This window comes from Streptomyces sp. AB3(2024) (assembly GCF_041862025.1).
Classification (GTDB): Bacteria; Actinomycetota; Actinomycetes; order Streptomycetales; family Streptomycetaceae; genus Streptomyces.
The window spans coordinates 95079-109932 of record NZ_JBGWAB010000003.1; the positions used below are offsets into that span (position 1 = coordinate 95079).

The following is a 14854-nucleotide window of genomic DNA, read 5'->3' on the forward strand; positions in this document are numbered from 1 at the left end:
CAGATATTGAAATCTGTCACCCGTCATGCCATTGTTGTTCCATGACCTCACACGAGAACACCACCGCCACGCCCCGCACGCTCGGCGCCACGGGCCCCACCGTCTTCCCCCTGGGACTGGGCTGCATGGGCATGTCCGCGCTCTACGGCGAGGCCGACCGCTCCGAGTCCCTCGCGACCGTCCACGCCTTCCTGGAGGCGGCCCCCGCCGGGATGAACACGCTGCTCGACACCGGCGACTTCTACGGCATGGGCCACAACGAGCTGCTGATCAACGAAGCCCTGCGCACCGCCCCCGCGGCCGCCCGCGAGGCGGCGCTGACCAGCGTCAAGTTCGGAGCCCTGCGCACCGTCGAGGGCGGCTTCGCCGGGTACGACGGCCGTCCCGCGGCCGTGAAGAACTTCCTGGCCTACTCCCTGCAGCGGCTCGGCCGGGACCACATCGACATCTACCGGATCGCCCGCGTGGACCCGGACGTCCCGATCGAGGAGACCGTCGGGGCCATCGCCGAGGCCGTGCAGGCGGGGCACGTCCGGCACATCGGCCTCTCCGAGGTCGGCGCCGACACCCTGCGCCGGGCCGCCGCCGTGGCCCCGATCTCCGACCTGCAGATCGAGTACTCCCTGATCTCCCGCGGCATCGAGGACGAGATCCTGCCGACCGCCAGAGAGCTCGGCATCGGGGTCACGGCGTACGGGGTGCTCTCCCGCGGCCTGATCAGCGGCCACTTCTCCCGCGACCGCGAGCTGGCCCCGGGCGACTTCCGCGGGATGAGCCCCCGCTTCCAGGGCGAGAACCTCCGGCGCAACCTCGACCTGGTCGAGGCGCTGCGCAAGGTGGCCGCGGAGAAGGGCGTGAGCGTCGCCCAGACCGCCATCGCCTGGGTGCTCGCCCAGGGCCCGCGCCGGGGCGTCGACATCGTGCCGCTGATCGGGGCCCGGCGCCGGGACCGGCTGGCCGAGGCACTCGGTGCCATGCGGGTGGAGCTGACCCCGGCGGACCTGGCCGCCATCGAAGCCGCGGTCCCGGCGGGAGCGGCGGCCGGCGACCGCTACCCGGCGGCCCAGATGGCCCACCTGGACAGCGAGCACTGAGCGGGCGGTACGGTCGTACCCATGCCCTCCGCTGCCGCCGAGCCCCTGACCCCCGAGCGCATCCTCGAAACGACCGAGGAGGTGCTGCGGCGCTTCGGCCCGGGCAAGGCGACCGTGGTGGACGTGGCGCGCGCCCTGGGCGTCAGCCACGGCAGCGTGTACCGGCACTTCCCTTCGAAGGCGGCACTGCGCGAAGCCGTCACGGACCGCTGGCTCGCCAAGAGCGTGGCCGTACTGGAGCGCATCGCCTCTGCTCCGGCCGAGGCGGCCCCCTCCAAGCTGGAGGCGTGGCTCGAAGCGCTCTTCGAGGCCAAGCGGCAGAAGGCCGGGGCGGATCCCGAGCTGTTCGCCACCTACTCCGTGCTGCTCGCCGAGAACAGCGGGGTGGTCGACTCCCACCTGACCCAGCTCATCGACCAGCTGGCACGGATCATCGCCGAGGGCGTCGCGGCCGGCACCCTGGCCGCGCCCGATGTCCCCGCGGCCGCCCGCGCCGTCTTCGACGCCACCGGGCGCTTCCACGATCCGCAGTACGCGGCCGACTGGATCTCGCCGACGATCGTGCCCGAGTTCGAGGCCGTCACCTCGCTCATCATCCGGGGTCTGCGCGCCTGACCTGGGACTGCACCATCCGGAATGAGACCCAGTATCCGGAATGAGACCCTCCGGACAGCTTGGCGATCATTTGGCGTCAGCCCGCTTGTACATGCCCCTGCCATGTCTTTACGGTCCCCTTACCGCACACTTCACCAGGTACGTTCCAGGGGGAACCTTGTCCACCGACGTCTCACGCCCCGCACCTCCCGCGCGCTCCGGCGCGGCCGCCGCCGTCAGCTGGATCCTGACGATCGGTCTCAACGTGGTCGCGCCGATCCTCACCTACAACACGCTCACCGAGGACCACGGCTGGAGCGAATTCGCGGCTCTGCTCGTCAGTGGCGCCTGGCCGGTTCTCGACACCGCCATCGTCGTGGCCTGGCGGCGCAAGTTCGACGAATTCGCCCTGGTCACCCTCGTGTTCCTGGTGATCACGGCCATCGTCTCGCTCGCCGGCGCCCACTCGGCGCGGGCGCTGCTGATCAAGGACTCGGGCGTGACGGGCCTGTTCGGGCTGCTCTGCCTGGTGACCCTGGCCACGGCCCGCCCGCTGATGTTCTACTTCGGCCGCAAGTTCGCCACGGACGGCACTCCGGAGAGCACCGCCTGGTGGAACGGCCTGTGGCAGTACGAGGGTTTCCGCACCACGATGCGCCGCATGACCCTGGTCTGGGGCGTGGCCTACGTCATCGAGGCCCTGGTCCGGATCGCCCTGGCCTTCGTCCTGAGCACCTCGACCATGGTGACGATCAGCCCGTTCATGATCTACGGGACGATGGGCGGCCTGGCGCTGTGGACGGCCCGCTACGCCAAGCGCTCCCAGGCCGAGGGCGAGCGCCGCGCCGCCGAGGCGGCGGCCGAGGCCGAGGCCGAGGCGACGGTCGCGCAGGTGGCCGCGCGGACGTCCGGAGGAAGCCCCGCGGCCTGACCCGCCGCACGGGAGCACACCAAAGCCGGTGGCCCGGTGCGCGGATCGCGCACCGGGCCACCGGCTTTCTCGCGTCGGGACCTAGCAGCCGAGCAGACGGCTGCCCAGGTAGCTCTGGATCTGGTCCAGGGAGACGCGCTCCTGCTTCATGGTGTCGCGCTCGCGCACGGTCACCGCGTTGTCGTCCAGGGTGTCGAAGTCGACGGTGACGCAGAACGGCGTACCGATCTCGTCCTGGCGACGGTAGCGGCGGCCGATGGCACCGGCGTCGTCGAACTCGATGTTCCAGTTCTTGCGCAGGTCGGCGGCCAGGCCCTTGGCCTTCGGCGACAGCTGCGGGTTGCGGGACAGCGGCAGGACGGCGACCTTGATGGGCGCCAGGCGCGGGTCGAGGCGCATGACGGTGCGCTTCTCCATGACGCCCTTGGCGTTGGGGGCCTCGTCCTCGTTGTACGCGTCGAGCATGAAGGCGAGCATGGCGCGGTTCACGCCGGCCGCCGGCTCGATGACGTACGGCGTGTAACGCTCGCCGGCCTCCTGGTCGAAGTACGTCAGGTCCTGGCCGGAGGCGGCGGAGTGCGCCTTGAGGTCGAAGTCGGTGCGGTTGGCCACGCCCTCCAGCTCGGAGAACTCGTTGCCACCGAAGTTGAAGCGGTACTCGATGTCGGCGGTGCGCTTCGAGTAGTGGGACAGCTTCTCCTTCGGGTGGTCGTACCAGCGGATGTTCTCCTCGCGGATACCGAGGCCGCGGTACCAGTTCCACCGCTCGGCCATCCAGTATTCCTGCCACTGCTCGTCCTCGCCCGGCTTGACGAAGAACTCCATCTCCATCTGCTCGAACTCGCGCGTGCGGAAGATGAAGTTGCCCGGCGTGATCTCGTTGCGGAAGGACTTGCCCATCTGCGCGATGCCGAACGGGGGCTTCTTGCGCGAAGTCGTCTGCACGTGGGCGAAGTTGGTGAAGATGCCCTGGGCGGTCTCCGGGCGCAGGTACGCCTTGGAGCCGGTGTCCTGGGTCGGACCGAGGTGGGTCTCCAGCATGCCGGAGAACTGCTTGGGCTCGGTGAACTGGCCCTTCACACCGCAGTTGGGGCAGTTGATGTCGGCAAGGCCGTTGGCGGGCAGGCGGCCGTGCTTGGCCTCGTACGCCTCTTCCAGGTGGTCGGCACGCTGGCGCTTGTGGCAGGAGGTGCACTCGGTGAGCGGGTCGGAGAAGGTGGCGACGTGGCCGGAGGCCACCCACACCTCGGGAGCCAGGATCACGGAAGAGTCGAGGCCGACAACGTCCTCACGCCCGGTGACCATCGCCTTCCACCACTGGCGCTTGATGTTCTCCTTGAGCTCGACACCGAGCGGGCCGTAGTCCCAGGCAGCCCTGGAGCCGCCGTAGATGTCACTGCACGGGAAAACGAAGCCACGGCGCTTGCTCAGGCTGACGATGGTTTCGATCTTGTCGGCGGCCACGGTGCTCTCTTCATTACGAGGACGAACGGCGAAGTCTTTAGGTTACCGGCGCCCGCACCCCGCCTATCAAATCGGGGACCCCTTCTGCGGACGACGACAGTCCGCTCACCTGGGATTTTGACAATCGTTTCCATCTTTGATGAAAATGGATGTCATGAACGTACGACGCCTCATACCCACCGCCGCCCTCACCGGTGCCGTCGCCCTGGCCGCGACGACCCTCACCGCCTGCTCCGGAGCCGGGGCCGAGGCCGGTGACGACAAGGGCGGCAGACTGGGTGTGACGGCGTCGTTCTACCCGCTGCAGTTCCTCGCCGAGCAGATCGGCAAGGACCACGTGAAGGTCACCGGCCTCACCAAGCCGGGCGTCGAACCGCACGACCTGGAGATCACCCCCCGGCAGACCTCGCAGCTGGGCGACGCCGATGTGGTGCTCTACCTCAAGACCCTCCAGCCCGCCGTGGACAAGGCCATCGAGCTGTCCGGCGTGAAGAACGTCGTCGACGCCGCCACCCTCACCAAGCTGGAGACCCACTCCGCCGCCGGGCACGAGGACCACGACCACGACCACGCGGCCGAGGGCGACGGACATGACCACGGCGAGGCCGGCACCGACCCCCACGTGTGGCTCGACCCCGTCAAGTACGCGGAGATCGCCCAGGGCGTCGGCGCGGCGCTGGAGAAGGCCGACCCCTCCCACGCGGCCGACTACCGCAAGAACGCCGGCGAACTCGTCGCCAAGTTGGGCGCCCTGGACACCGAGTTCAAGGACGGCCTGCAGAACACGGCCACCAAGACCTTCATCACCACGCACTCCGCCTTCGGCTACCTCGCCGAGCGCTACGGCCTGGACCAGGAGGGCATCGCCGGCGTCGACCCCGAGGCCGAGCCCAGCCCGGCCCGGATGAAGGAACTCCAGGACGTCGCGAAGAAGGACAATGTGACGACCGTGTTCTTCGAGGCCCTGGCCAGCGACAAGACGGCCAAGTCCCTCGCCCGGGACACCGGCCTCAAGACCGACGTCCTGGACCCCCTCGAAGGCATCACCGACTCGTCCCAGGGCGCCGACTACTTCGAGGTCATGCGCTCCAACCTGAAGAACCTCCAGAAGGCACTCGGGAGCAAGTAATGGCAGTAACGGAGGCGCGCACCATGCAGTCCACCCCGCAAGAGGGCCAGGACCGGACCGTCATATCCCTGCTCGGGGCCACGGCCTCGCTCGGCTCGCGCCCCGTGCTGCGCGGGGTCGACCTCACCGTTCGCCGCGGTGAGGTCGTCGCCCTGCTCGGCGCCAACGGCTCCGGCAAGTCCACGGCCGTCCGCGCCGTCGTCGGCCAGGTCCCCCTGGCCACCGGCGAGCTGTCCCTCTTCGGCACCGATTTCAAGCGCTTCCGCCAGTGGTCGCGGATCGGCTACGTCCCCCAGCGCACCACCGCCGCCGGAGGCGTGCCCGCCACCGTCCGCGAGGTCGTCACCTCCGGCCGGCTGAACCGCACCCGCTTCGGGATCCTACGCAAGGCCGACAAGGCCGCCGTCGAGCACGCCCTGGCCCTGGTGGACATGGAGGGCCACGCCGACGCCTCGGTCAACGCCCTCTCCGGCGGCCAGCACCAGCGCGTGCTCATAGCCCGGGCGCTCGCCGCCGAACCCGAACTCCTGATCATGGACGAGCCGATGGCCGGCGTGGACCTGGGCAACCAGGAGGTCCTGGCCAACGCCGTACGCCGACAGGTCGAGGCCGGGACCACCGTCCTGCTGGTCCTGCACGAGCTGGGCCCCCTGGAACCCCTGATCGACCGGGCGGTCGTCCTGCGCGACGGCTGCGTCACGCACGACGGCCCGCCCCCCGAGGCCGTGGGGCAGCACGCCCTGCCGGGCCACGACCACGTACACCCCCACTCGGCGCACGACGCCGAACCCCTGCGGACGGGACTGCTGAGCTGATGGGCTTCCTCAACGACCCCTTCATGGTGCGCGCGCTGATCGCCGCCGCGCTGGTCGGCGTGACGGCGCCCGCGATCGGCACGTACCTGGTCCAGCGCCGCCAGGCGATCATGGGCGACGGCCTCGGCCACGTCGCGATGACCGGTGTCGCGCTCGGCCTGGTCACCAACACCAGCCCGGTGTGGATGGCCACCCTCGTGGCGGTCGTCGGCGCCGTCACGATGGAGATGATCCGCTCCCGCGGCAGGACCAGCGGGGACGTCGCCCTGTCGCTGCTGTTCTACGGCGGCCTCGCGGGCGGCGTGATGATCGTGAACCTCGGCGGCAGCTCCACCTCCAAGCTCCTGGGTCCCATGTTCGGCTCGATCACCGCCGTCGCACCCGAGGACGTCACCGCGATGGCGCTGCTCGCCGCCTTCGTCCTCGCCGTGGCCCTCGGCCTGCGCCGACAGCTCTTCGCCGTCTGCCAGGACGAGGAGTTCGCCAAGGTCACCGGCCTGCCGGTGCGCCTGCTGAACCTGCTGATCGCGGTCACCGCCGCCGTCACCGTCACCGTCGCCATGCGCATCGTGGGACTGCTGCTGGTCAGCGCCATGATGGTGATCCCGGTCGCGGCCGCACAGCGGATCACCCGGGGCTTCGCCGCCACGCTGGGGCTGGCCATCGGCATCAGCCTCACCGTGTCCCTGGTCGGCACGACCGCCACGTACTACCTCAACGCGCCGTCCGGCGCCGCGATCGTGCTGCTCGCCATCGCGGTGTTCATGGCCCTGACGGCCGTCTCGGCGCCCCTGGCCCGGCGCCGCGCGGCGTCCGCCCGCGCAGCGGAGGAGGACTGTACACGGAATGACGTGACAGTCTGAGAGGGACGGCCGCCTGGCACAATGGGCCGAGGCCGAAACGAGGAGGAACCGGTGGCGACTGCGCCTGGCGAGACGAATACCGCGCCAGTACGAGGACGGTCCACCCGGCAGCGGGCCGCAGTGGCGGCGGCGCTGGACGAGGTGGACGAGTTCCGCAGCGCCCAGGAACTGCACGACATGCTCAAGCACCGCGGCGACTCCGTGGGCCTGACCACCGTGTACCGCACCCTGCAGTCCCTGGCCGACGCGGGTGAGGTCGACGTGCTGCGCACCAGCGACGGCGAGTCCGTGTACCGGCGCTGCTCCACCGGGGAGCACCACCACCACCTGGTCTGCCGCAAGTGCGGCAAGGCGGTGGAGGTCGAGGGCCCCGCAGTGGAGAAGTGGGCGGACGCCATCGCGGCCGAACACGGCTACGTGAACGTGGCCCACACCGTCGAGATCTTCGGCACCTGCGCCGACTGCGCGGCGGCCGGCTGACCGATCCTGGTCAGGATCCGGCCGAAGACCGATCCGATCCGGTCGACATCGGCCGGATCCGAAAGACGAACCCCGTCGGCCGCCCCTGCCGCCCGCCTGCGCGCCCGCCGGACGGCGGGCGCGGTGACGCGGCTCCACCGCCCGGTCGGGGCGTGTCCGTGGCGGCGGAGCCCGGCGGACCGATCAGCTCGTGAGGCCCTCGCCCTGGTTCGGGACGGCGCCACCGAAGCGGCGGTCGCGCTGGGCGTACTCCAGGCAGGCCGCCCAGAGGTTGCGGCGGTCGAAGTCCGGCCACAGCACGTCCTGGAAGACCATCTCGGCGTACGCGCTCTGCCAGAGCAGGTAGTTGGAGGTGCGCTGCTCGCCGCTGGGACGCAGGAACAGGTCCACGTCCGGCATGTCCGGGTAGTAGATGTACTTCGCGAAGGTCTTCTCGTTGACCTTCGACGGATCCAGCCGGCCGGCGGCCACGTCACGGGCGATCGCCTGCGCCGCGTCGGCGATCTCCGCGCGGCCGCCGTAGTTCACGCAGAAGTACAGGGTCATCGCGTCGTTGTCGACGGTCTGCTCCTGGGCGATCTGGAGCTCCTGGACGACGGACTTCCACATCTTCGGCATGCGGCCGACCCAGCGGATCCGGATGCCGAGCTCGTTCATCTCGTCGCGGCGGCGGCGGATGACGTCGCGGTTGAAGTTCATCAGGAAGCGGACCTCGTCGGGCGAGCGCTTCCAGTTCTCCGTCGAGAAGGCGTACAGGGACAGGTTCTTGACGCCCATCTCCAGGCAGCCCTTGAGCACGTCGAGCACGACGCCCTCGCCCACCTTGTGGCCCTCGGTGCGCGGCAGTCCGCGCTCCTTGGCCCAGCGGCCGTTGCCGTCCATGACGACGGCGACGTGGTTCGGGACCAGCTCACCGGGGATCTTCGGCGGGCGCGCACCGGACGGGTGCGGCTCGGGAACCTTGTACTCGCGGCGAGAGCGTCCCAGAATCCCGCGTCGTGCCATGTGCCCAGCTCCTATTTCTCGACGTAACGCAGGGAGCGTAGCCCGCGTTCCAGATGCCAGTGCAAATAGGCCGAGACCAGCCCGCTGCCCTCCCGCACGTGGCGCGCCTCGCAGGCGTCCGCGTGTTTCCAGTCGCCCGTCAGCAGCGCGCTGAGCAGTGCGATGGCCTCCGACGAGGGTACGACGGAGCCGGGGACGCGGCAGTCTGCGCATACGACCCCGCCCGCGGCGACGGAGAAGTGCCGGTTGGGGCCGTGGATCCCGCACTTCGCGCAGTCCTCGAAGCTGGGCGCGTAGCCGTTGACGGCGAGGGAGCGCAGCAGGAAGGCGTCGAGGATGAGGTGGGGTTCGTGTTCGCCGCGCGCGAGTGTGCGCAGGGCGCCGACCAGCAGCAGGTACTGCTGGACGGAGGGTTCGCCCTCGTTCTCGGTGAAGCGTTCGGCGGTCTCCAGCATCGCGGTGCCGGCGGTGTAGCGGGCGTAGTCGGTGACGATGCCGTTGCCGTAGGGGGCGATGATCTCGGTCTGGGTGCACAGCGGCAGGCTGCGGCCGATCAGCTCGCTGCCGCGGGCGAAGAACTGCACGTCGGCGTGGGAGAAAGGTTCCAGCCCGGCGCCGAACTTGGACTTCGTACGGCGCACCCCGCGGGCGACGGCCCGTACGCGGCCGTGACCGCGGGTGAGCAGCGTGATGATGCGGTCCGCCTCACCCAGCTTCTGGGTGCGCAGCACGATGCCGTCGTCGCGGAACAGGCTCATGCGCCCATTGTCACCTGTGCGGGACCCCGTACGGGGACAGCGCTCGCCCCCGCCGGGACCGTGGTCCGGGCGGGGGCGGCACCCCTTGGGAGGATCAGGGGGCGGTGGTCCCGGCCTCGTCGGCCTTCACGGCCTTCTCGGCCCCGGCCGGCGCCGCCACCGGCTGGGCGGGCAGCTCGACGGGCGGGGAGGCCGGCTCGGCCTGTTCGGCGGCCGGCTCGGTCCGCGGGGAGGACCGGGCGTCTTCCTTGGCCAGGCCGTTGAAGACCAGGTTGAGGAGGATCGCGGCCGTGGCGCCGAGGGTGACACCGCTGTTGAGGAGCGAGGAGACGTCCGGGCTGACGTGCTTGTCGAAGTAGGCCGGAACCGTGGCGGGGAAGAGCGCGAAGGCCAGCGAGACGCCGACGATCAGGGCGTTCTTCTCCTCCTTCAGGTCCACCTTGGCGAGGGTCTGGATACCGGCCAGGGCGACCATGCCGAACATCACGGTGGCGGCGCCGCCGAGGACGCCCGGCGGGACGGAGGCGACGATCGCGGCGGCCTTGGGGATCAGGCCGAGCACGATCATGAAGGCGCCGGCGGCCACGACCACGAAGCGGCTCTTGACCTTGGTCATCCGCACCAGGCCGACGTTCTCGGCGAAGGCCACGTACGGGAAGGAGTTCAGGATGCCGCCGAGGGCGGTGGCGGCGCCGTCGGCGCGCAGGGCGCGGGCCACGGTCTCGCTGTCGACCTCCTTGCCGACGATGTCGCCGACCGCGTACGTGTCACCGGTGGTCTCGACCATGGTGATCAGCATGACGATCAGCATGAGGAGGATCGGGAACCATTCGAACTTCGGGGCGCCGAAGTGGAAGGGCGTGGTGACGCCGATCCAGTCGGACTGGCCGACGTTGCCGAACTTCGCGTCGCCGAGCAGGAAGGCCGCCACGGTACCGCCGACCAGGCCGAGCAGGATGCTGATGCTGCGCAGGAACGGTCCGCCGAACTTCATCAGGACGAGGATGAAGAGCATGGTGCCGCCGGCGTAGGCCAGCTGCGTCGGGACGCCGCCGTCGGCGATCGTCGGGGCGCCGCCGGCCGCGTCCTTGAGACCGACCGGGATCAGGACGATGCCGAGGACCGTGATGACCGTGCCGGTGACCACCGGCGGGAAGAGCCGCATGACCGTGCGGAACGCCTTGGCGGGCAGCCAGGCGAAGGCGAAGGTGGCCAGACCGGCCGTGATGACCGCGCCGTAGATGACCAGCAGGGCCGCGGTCCCGCCGCCGGCGCCGAGACCGATGGCGATCATCGGCGAGACCGCCGTGAAGGTCACGCCCTGGATCAGCGGGAGCCGTGCGCCGACCCGGCCGATGCCCCAGGCCTGGATGATCGAGGCGATACCGCAGGTGAAGAGGTCCGCGTTGATCAGGTAGACGAGCTGTTCCGGGCTCAGCTTGAGTGCGCTGCCGACGATGATCGGGACGATCACCGCACCGGCGTAGAAGGCGAGTACGTGCTGGAAGCCGTACAGCGCGAGCTTGGGGAGGGGGAGCACCTCGTCGACCGGGTGCGAGCTCTGCTCTCCGTTGGCGGAAAGCCGGGCGGCGACACGTGCCATCTCTGCCTTGCCCTTCAATGAGGTAGGTAATTGAGAGGAAGCTGGTTGTCCCTGGTCGGAGTGGGTCGCTAACCCGTTGGTCCGCCGGGGTTTCAGGGGGGAACACGGAGATCGAAGCCCCGCTGTGTTTCCGGCGGTGTCTCGTCGTGTGACCGGAATTGAACGCCTGTGGGCGCGCTCACAGAAATCGTCGACTTCCACAAAGTGTTGATGTCCAGGAACCTCCGATCTGGAGGTTCCGCCAGTGGCGCGAGCACGGCGAGGGGGGTATGGCTCCGGGCCCCGAAAACGCCCGCTCCGGCTGCGCGGCAGCGAAGCGCCATGGCTCTGACGTGCCCGGACGTTCCACGAGGGGCTTCGGCCCGGCAAAGGGAGCGCATGATTTCGGCCGTCCGCATGCTGGATGGCCGGATGAGGAGGGGGCACTTCCACCCCGTTGCACGGATCCCGCGGGACCCCGGTTCACCGCCGTGAGGCCGGATCGTTACCTCGTTCCGGGCCTCCGGGGCCCAGCCGCGGGGTCCCGGCCGGGCCCCGGAACGCGCCGGGGCCCGGCGGGTGGCCGCCCCGCCGGGCCCCGATCCACCCGCGTGCGTCCCCTACGGCGCCCGCACCGCCGACAGCAGCCGGGCCACCTCCTGCGCGTCCATGCGCAGCGCGGCACCGACGGTGGCCAGCACCTCGCGCTCGGCGGGGATGTACGGCCCGTCCGCGAGGGCGATCCGGGCACCCTGGAGCAGGATCGATTCGCGGCCCGGTCCGGCCAGGTGCGGAGCCAGCGGTTCCAGCGCCTCGTGGAGCTCTATCGACAGGGCGGCCCCGCAGCACTCGGGCCCGTCGTAGAGCCCGAGCCGGCCCTCGTCGGTGGCCAGGGCCTCCACCATGGACTCCAGCTGCTCCTCCGTGCAGTCCTGGAACCCGGCGGCCCGTACTGCCGTCACGGCGGCCTCCAGCGCGCTGCGCGAGGAGGTGCCGCCGGCCGCCAGGACGGCGAGGGCCACCGTGTGCGCGGCGTCGCGCAGCAACGCGGAGAAGCGGGTTGTGGTGAGGTGGTCGAGCACCTCGGTGTCGAAGCGGTCCCGGCAGGCCTGGCACTCGACGACGGGGCCCGCGTCCCCGCGCGGCAGCAGCGGCACTCCGAGCACGGTGAAGCGGCGGCGCCCGGTGCGCCGACGGTAGTTGCGGTCACCGCCGCAGCCGGGGCAGAAGAACTCCCCGTCGCCCACGGTGCTCCAGGTGGTACGGATGCCCCAGGCCGTCAGCTTCCGGCCGTCCCCACCCCGAACTGGCAGCACGTCGCACCTCCGTCACCTTCCGGCAACATCGCCGGGTTGGCGTGATGTTAGCCACATCGGTGAGGATGCGTCAGCCGTGTGACAAGACAACATCGGGCGGGGGCGCGCAGTTGGCCGAGTTGCGCCCCCGCCGCCGTGTGCGCCCCCCGGGGCCTTCCCGCAGTCCCTACCCTCGGCGCCATGAACGAGAAGTCCTGTCTGGTCACCGGTGCCGCGAGCGGCATCGGCCGGGCCACGTCCCTGCTGCTGGCCCGCTCGGGGGCCCGGCTGACCGCCGCCGACGTCAACGCCCCGGGCCTGGAGGCACTGCGCACGGAACTGGCCGGTGAGGGCCGGAGCATCACCGTCGTCACCGGCGACGTGTCCGATCCCGGGGCCAACCGCGCGATGGTCGCGGCGGCGGTCGGCGCCTACGGCCGCCTCGACGTCGCCGTGGCGAACGCCGGGGTGCTCCCCCTTTCGGACGTACGGGAGACCAGTCCGGAGGACTGGGACCACGTGATGGCCGTCGACGGCCGGGGAATGTTCCTGACCTGCAAGTACGCGATCGAGGCGATGACCGCGCAGCCCCGTCCCGGCGGAGCGCTGGTGTGCGTGTCCTCGATCTCGGGAGTGGCCGGGCAGGCGCGCCAGGCGGCGTACGGGCCCGCGAAGTTCGTGGCCTCCGGGCTGACCAAGCACCTGGCGGTGGAGTGGGCCGCGCACGGGATCCGCGTCAACGCGGTGGCACCCGGAACCATCCGCACGGAGCGGGTGCTGGCGCTGGAGGACGAGCCTGGCGGGCCGGAGTACCTGGCCGAGGTGACCGCCGCCCATCCGATGGGGCGGCTCGGCGAGCCGGAGGAGGTGGCCCGGGTCATCGCGTTCCTCGCCTCGGACGCGGCGTCCTTCGTGACGGGCGCGGTGCTCCCGGTCGACGGCGGCTACCTGGCCCGCTGAGGGGCCCGTACCGCTCCCCGGAACGGCGGAACCCCGCCCCTGCCGTGCGGCGGGGGGCGGGGTTCTCGTACGGGGCTCGTACGGGGCGTCAGCGGCCCGCGCGGTTGACGGCGGAGATGACCGCCTTCAGGGAGGCGCGGGTGGTGTTGGCGTCGATGCCGATGCCCCACAGGACGCGGCCGTCGATCGCGCACTCGATGTACGAGGCGGCCACGGCGGAGGCGCCCTCGCTCATCGTGTGCTCGGTGTAGTCCAGCAGGCGGGCGTCGACGCCGATGCCGGCCAGCGCGTCGAAGAAGGCCGAGATCGGACCGTTGCCGGTGCCGTTCAGGACCGTCTCCACGCCGTCCACGACCGCCTCGACGGTCAGCGTGTCCGTGCCGTCCTTGTCGGTGGCGGTCGAACCGGAGCGCAGCTGGATGCGCCCCCACGGGTTCTCGGGGTTGGGCAGGTACTCGTCGGAGAAGACGTCCCAGATCGCCTTCGGCGTGACCTCGCCGCCCTCGGCGTCGGTCTTGGCCTGGATGATCCGCGAGAACTCGATCTGCATGCGGCGCGGCAGGTCCAGCTTGTGGTCGTTCTTCAGGACGTAGGCGATGCCGCCCTTGCCGGACTGCGAGTTGACGCGGATGACCGCCTCGTAGGAGCGGCCGACGTCCTTCGGGTCGATCGGCAGGTACGGGACCGCCCACTCGATGTCGTCGACGGTCTTGCCCTGGGCCGCCGCGTCGGCCTCCATGGCGTCGAAGCCCTTCTTGATGGCGTCCTGGTGGGAGCCGGAGAAGGCGGTGTAGACCAGGTCGCCCGCGTAGGGGTGGCGCGGGTGGACCTCCATCTGGTTGCAGTACTCGCTGGTGCGACGGATCTCGTCGATCTGCGAGAAGTCGATCTGCGGGTCGATGCCCTGGGAGAACAGGTTCATGCCCAGCGTGATCAGGTCGACGTTGCCGGTGCGCTCGCCCTGCCCGAACAGGCAGCCCTCGATGCGGTCGGCGCCGGCCATCAGGGCCAGCTCGGCGGCGGCCACGGCGGTGCCGCGGTCGTTGTGCGGGTGCACGGAGATGCAGACGTGCTCGCGGCGGGTCAGGTTGCGGGCCATCCACTCGAAGCGGTCCGCGTGGGTGGAGGGCGTCGAGCGCTCCACGGTGGCGGGCAGGTTCAGGATGATCTCGCGGCCCTCGGCCGGCTGCCAGACGTCACAGACGGCCTCGCAGACCTCCAGGGCGAAGTCCAGCTCGGTGTCGGTGAAGATCTCCGGGCTGTACTGGTAGCCGAAGGTCGTCTCCGGGCCCAGCAGCTTCCCGGCGTACTCCATGACCAGGCGGGTGCCGTCGACGGCGATCTGCCTGATCTGCTCCTTCGAGCCGCGGAAGACCACGCGGCGGAAGGTGGGGGCGGTGGCGTTGTACAGGTGGACGGTGGCGCGCCTGGCGCCGACCAGGGACTCCACGGTCCGCTCGATCAGGTCCTCGCGGGCCTGGGTCAGTACGGAGATGGTGACGTCGTCCGGGATCGCGCCCTCTTCGATGATGGAGCGGACGAAGGCGAAGTCGGTCTCGCCGGAGGAGGGGAAGCCAACCTCGATCTCCTTGTAGCCCATGCGCACCAGCAGGTCGAACATCTCGCGCTTGCGGGCGGGGGTCATCGGGTCGATCAGCGACTGGTTGCCGTCGCGCAGGTCGGTGGAGAGCCAGCGGGGGGCCTTGGTGACGCGGGCGTCCGGCCAGGTGCGGTCGGGGATGTCCACCTGCTCGTACCGGCCGTACTTGTGGATCGGCATCCCGGAGGGCTTCTGGGAGTGGGTCGCGTTGGTGATGGGCGTGGGGCGACCGACAAAAGGCTGCTGGCTCATGGCGTTGGGCTCCTCGCGTGTCCGCGTGTAGT

Annotated in this window: 14 protein-coding genes; 8 read left to right on the top strand and 6 right to left on the bottom strand. The window is 70.4% G+C overall.

Annotation, left to right across the window (positions count from 1 at the left end):
* The first annotated feature begins 41 nt into the window (after positions 1-41).
* The 3 genes from ACEPPI_RS02155 (at position 42) to ACEPPI_RS02165 (ending at position 2619) form a co-directional block, all read left to right on the top strand.
* A complete protein-coding gene (locus ACEPPI_RS02155; RefSeq protein WP_373913530.1) occupies positions 42-1094 on the top strand; it encodes an aldo/keto reductase in 1053 nt (350 codons plus the stop codon).
* Positions 1095-1115: 21 nt separating this feature from the next.
* Complete coding sequence (locus ACEPPI_RS02160) at positions 1116-1709, top strand: TetR/AcrR family transcriptional regulator (RefSeq protein ID WP_373913531.1); 594 nt, start codon at positions 1116-1118, stop codon at positions 1707-1709.
* 157 nt (positions 1710-1866) lie between these two features.
* Positions 1867-2619 (top strand): VC0807 family protein, encoded by a 753-nt coding sequence (locus tag ACEPPI_RS02165; protein ID WP_373913532.1) that lies wholly within the window; start codon positions 1867-1869, stop codon positions 2617-2619.
* Positions 2620-2700: 81 nt separating this feature from the next.
* Here the strand turns inward: ACEPPI_RS02165 and ACEPPI_RS02170 are convergent, their stop codons facing one another.
* On the bottom strand, positions 2701-4083 hold the full coding sequence (locus ACEPPI_RS02170; RefSeq protein WP_373913533.1) for a glycine--tRNA ligase: 1383 nt from the start codon (positions 4081-4083) through the stop codon (positions 2701-2703).
* Positions 4084-4237: 154 nt separating this feature from the next.
* On the opposite strand from ACEPPI_RS02170, the gene ACEPPI_RS02175 reads away from it, so the two are divergent.
* The 4 genes from ACEPPI_RS02175 to ACEPPI_RS02190 are packed head-to-tail and all read left to right on the top strand — an operon-like array spanning position 4238 to position 7370.
* A complete protein-coding gene (locus ACEPPI_RS02175; RefSeq protein ID WP_373913534.1) occupies positions 4238-5212 on the top strand; it encodes a metal ABC transporter substrate-binding protein in 975 nt (324 codons plus the stop codon).
* Positions 5212-6027 (top strand): metal ABC transporter ATP-binding protein, encoded by an 816-nt coding sequence (locus ACEPPI_RS02180; protein WP_373913535.1) that lies wholly within the window; start codon positions 5212-5214, stop codon positions 6025-6027. The genes ACEPPI_RS02175 and ACEPPI_RS02180 overlap by 1 nt, the downstream gene beginning before the upstream one ends.
* Entirely contained in the window at positions 6027-6890 is an 864-nt protein-coding gene (locus tag ACEPPI_RS02185; protein ID WP_373913536.1) for a metal ABC transporter permease, read from the top strand. The genes ACEPPI_RS02180 and ACEPPI_RS02185 overlap by 1 nt, the downstream gene beginning before the upstream one ends.
* A 51-nt stretch (positions 6891-6941) precedes the next feature.
* Positions 6942-7370, top strand: coding sequence for a transcriptional repressor (locus ACEPPI_RS02190; RefSeq protein WP_266838918.1), 429 nt, complete (start codon positions 6942-6944; stop codon positions 7368-7370).
* A 183-nt stretch (positions 7371-7553) separates the two neighbouring features.
* Here the strand turns inward: ACEPPI_RS02190 and ACEPPI_RS02195 are convergent, their stop codons facing one another.
* The 4 genes from ACEPPI_RS02195 to ACEPPI_RS02210 form a co-directional block, all read right to left on the bottom strand.
* Positions 7554-8375: an isoprenyl transferase gene (locus tag ACEPPI_RS02195; protein WP_373913537.1), complete on the bottom strand. Its 822-nt coding sequence runs from the start codon at positions 8373-8375 to the stop codon at positions 7554-7556.
* Between the two features lie 11 nt (positions 8376-8386).
* Positions 8387-9133 carry a DNA repair protein RecO gene (gene recO / locus ACEPPI_RS02200; protein WP_373913538.1) on the bottom strand — a complete coding sequence of 249 codons (747 nt, stop codon included), beginning with the start codon at positions 9131-9133 and terminating at the stop codon, positions 8387-8389.
* Positions 9134-9227: 94 nt separating this feature from the next.
* Positions 9228-10736, bottom strand: coding sequence for a nucleobase:cation symporter-2 family protein (locus ACEPPI_RS02205; RefSeq protein WP_373913539.1), 1509 nt, complete (start codon positions 10734-10736; stop codon positions 9228-9230).
* Between the two features lie 599 nt (positions 10737-11335).
* Entirely contained in the window at positions 11336-12031 is a 696-nt protein-coding gene (locus ACEPPI_RS02210; RefSeq protein WP_373913540.1) for a TerB family tellurite resistance protein, read from the bottom strand.
* 180 nt (positions 12032-12211) lie between these two features.
* On the opposite strand from ACEPPI_RS02210, the gene ACEPPI_RS02215 reads away from it, so the two are divergent.
* Positions 12212-12970 (top strand): SDR family NAD(P)-dependent oxidoreductase, encoded by a 759-nt coding sequence (locus tag ACEPPI_RS02215; RefSeq protein WP_373913541.1) that lies wholly within the window; start codon positions 12212-12214, stop codon positions 12968-12970.
* 88 nt (positions 12971-13058) lie between these two features.
* Here the strand turns inward: ACEPPI_RS02215 and leuA are convergent, their stop codons facing one another.
* Positions 13059-14822, bottom strand: a complete 1764-nt coding sequence (leuA, locus tag ACEPPI_RS02220; RefSeq protein ID WP_373913542.1) for a 2-isopropylmalate synthase — start codon at positions 14820-14822, stop codon at positions 13059-13061.
* Positions 14823-14854: the final 32 nt, after the last annotated feature.

Bases quoted from the DNA above. Each gene is read 5' to 3' on its own strand.
- ACEPPI_RS02155 (WP_373913530.1), top strand. From the start codon at position 42: ATGACCTCACACGAGAACACCACCGCCACGCCCCGCACGCTCGGCGCC.
- ACEPPI_RS02160 (WP_373913531.1), top strand. From the start codon at position 1,116: ATGCCCTCCGCTGCCGCCGAGCCCCTGACCCCCGAGCGCATCCTCGAA.
- ACEPPI_RS02175 (WP_373913534.1), top strand. From the start codon at position 4,238: ATGAACGTACGACGCCTCATACCCACCGCCGCCCTCACCGGTGCCGTC.
- ACEPPI_RS02180 (WP_373913535.1), top strand. From the start codon at position 5,212: ATGGCAGTAACGGAGGCGCGCACCATGCAGTCCACCCCGCAAGAGGGC.
- ACEPPI_RS02185 (WP_373913536.1), top strand. From the start codon at position 6,027: ATGGGCTTCCTCAACGACCCCTTCATGGTGCGCGCGCTGATCGCCGCC.
- ACEPPI_RS02195 (WP_373913537.1), bottom strand. From the start codon at position 8,375: ATGGCACGACGCGGGATTCTGGGACGCTCTCGCCGCGAGTACAAGGTT.
- recO (WP_373913538.1), bottom strand. From the start codon at position 9,133: ATGAGCCTGTTCCGCGACGACGGCATCGTGCTGCGCACCCAGAAGCTG.
- ACEPPI_RS02205 (WP_373913539.1), bottom strand. From the start codon at position 10,736: ATGGCACGTGTCGCCGCCCGGCTTTCCGCCAACGGAGAGCAGAGCTCG.
- ACEPPI_RS02215 (WP_373913541.1), top strand. From the start codon at position 12,212: ATGAACGAGAAGTCCTGTCTGGTCACCGGTGCCGCGAGCGGCATCGGC.
- leuA (WP_373913542.1), bottom strand. From the start codon at position 14,822: ATGAGCCAGCAGCCTTTTGTCGGTCGCCCCACGCCCATCACCAACGCG.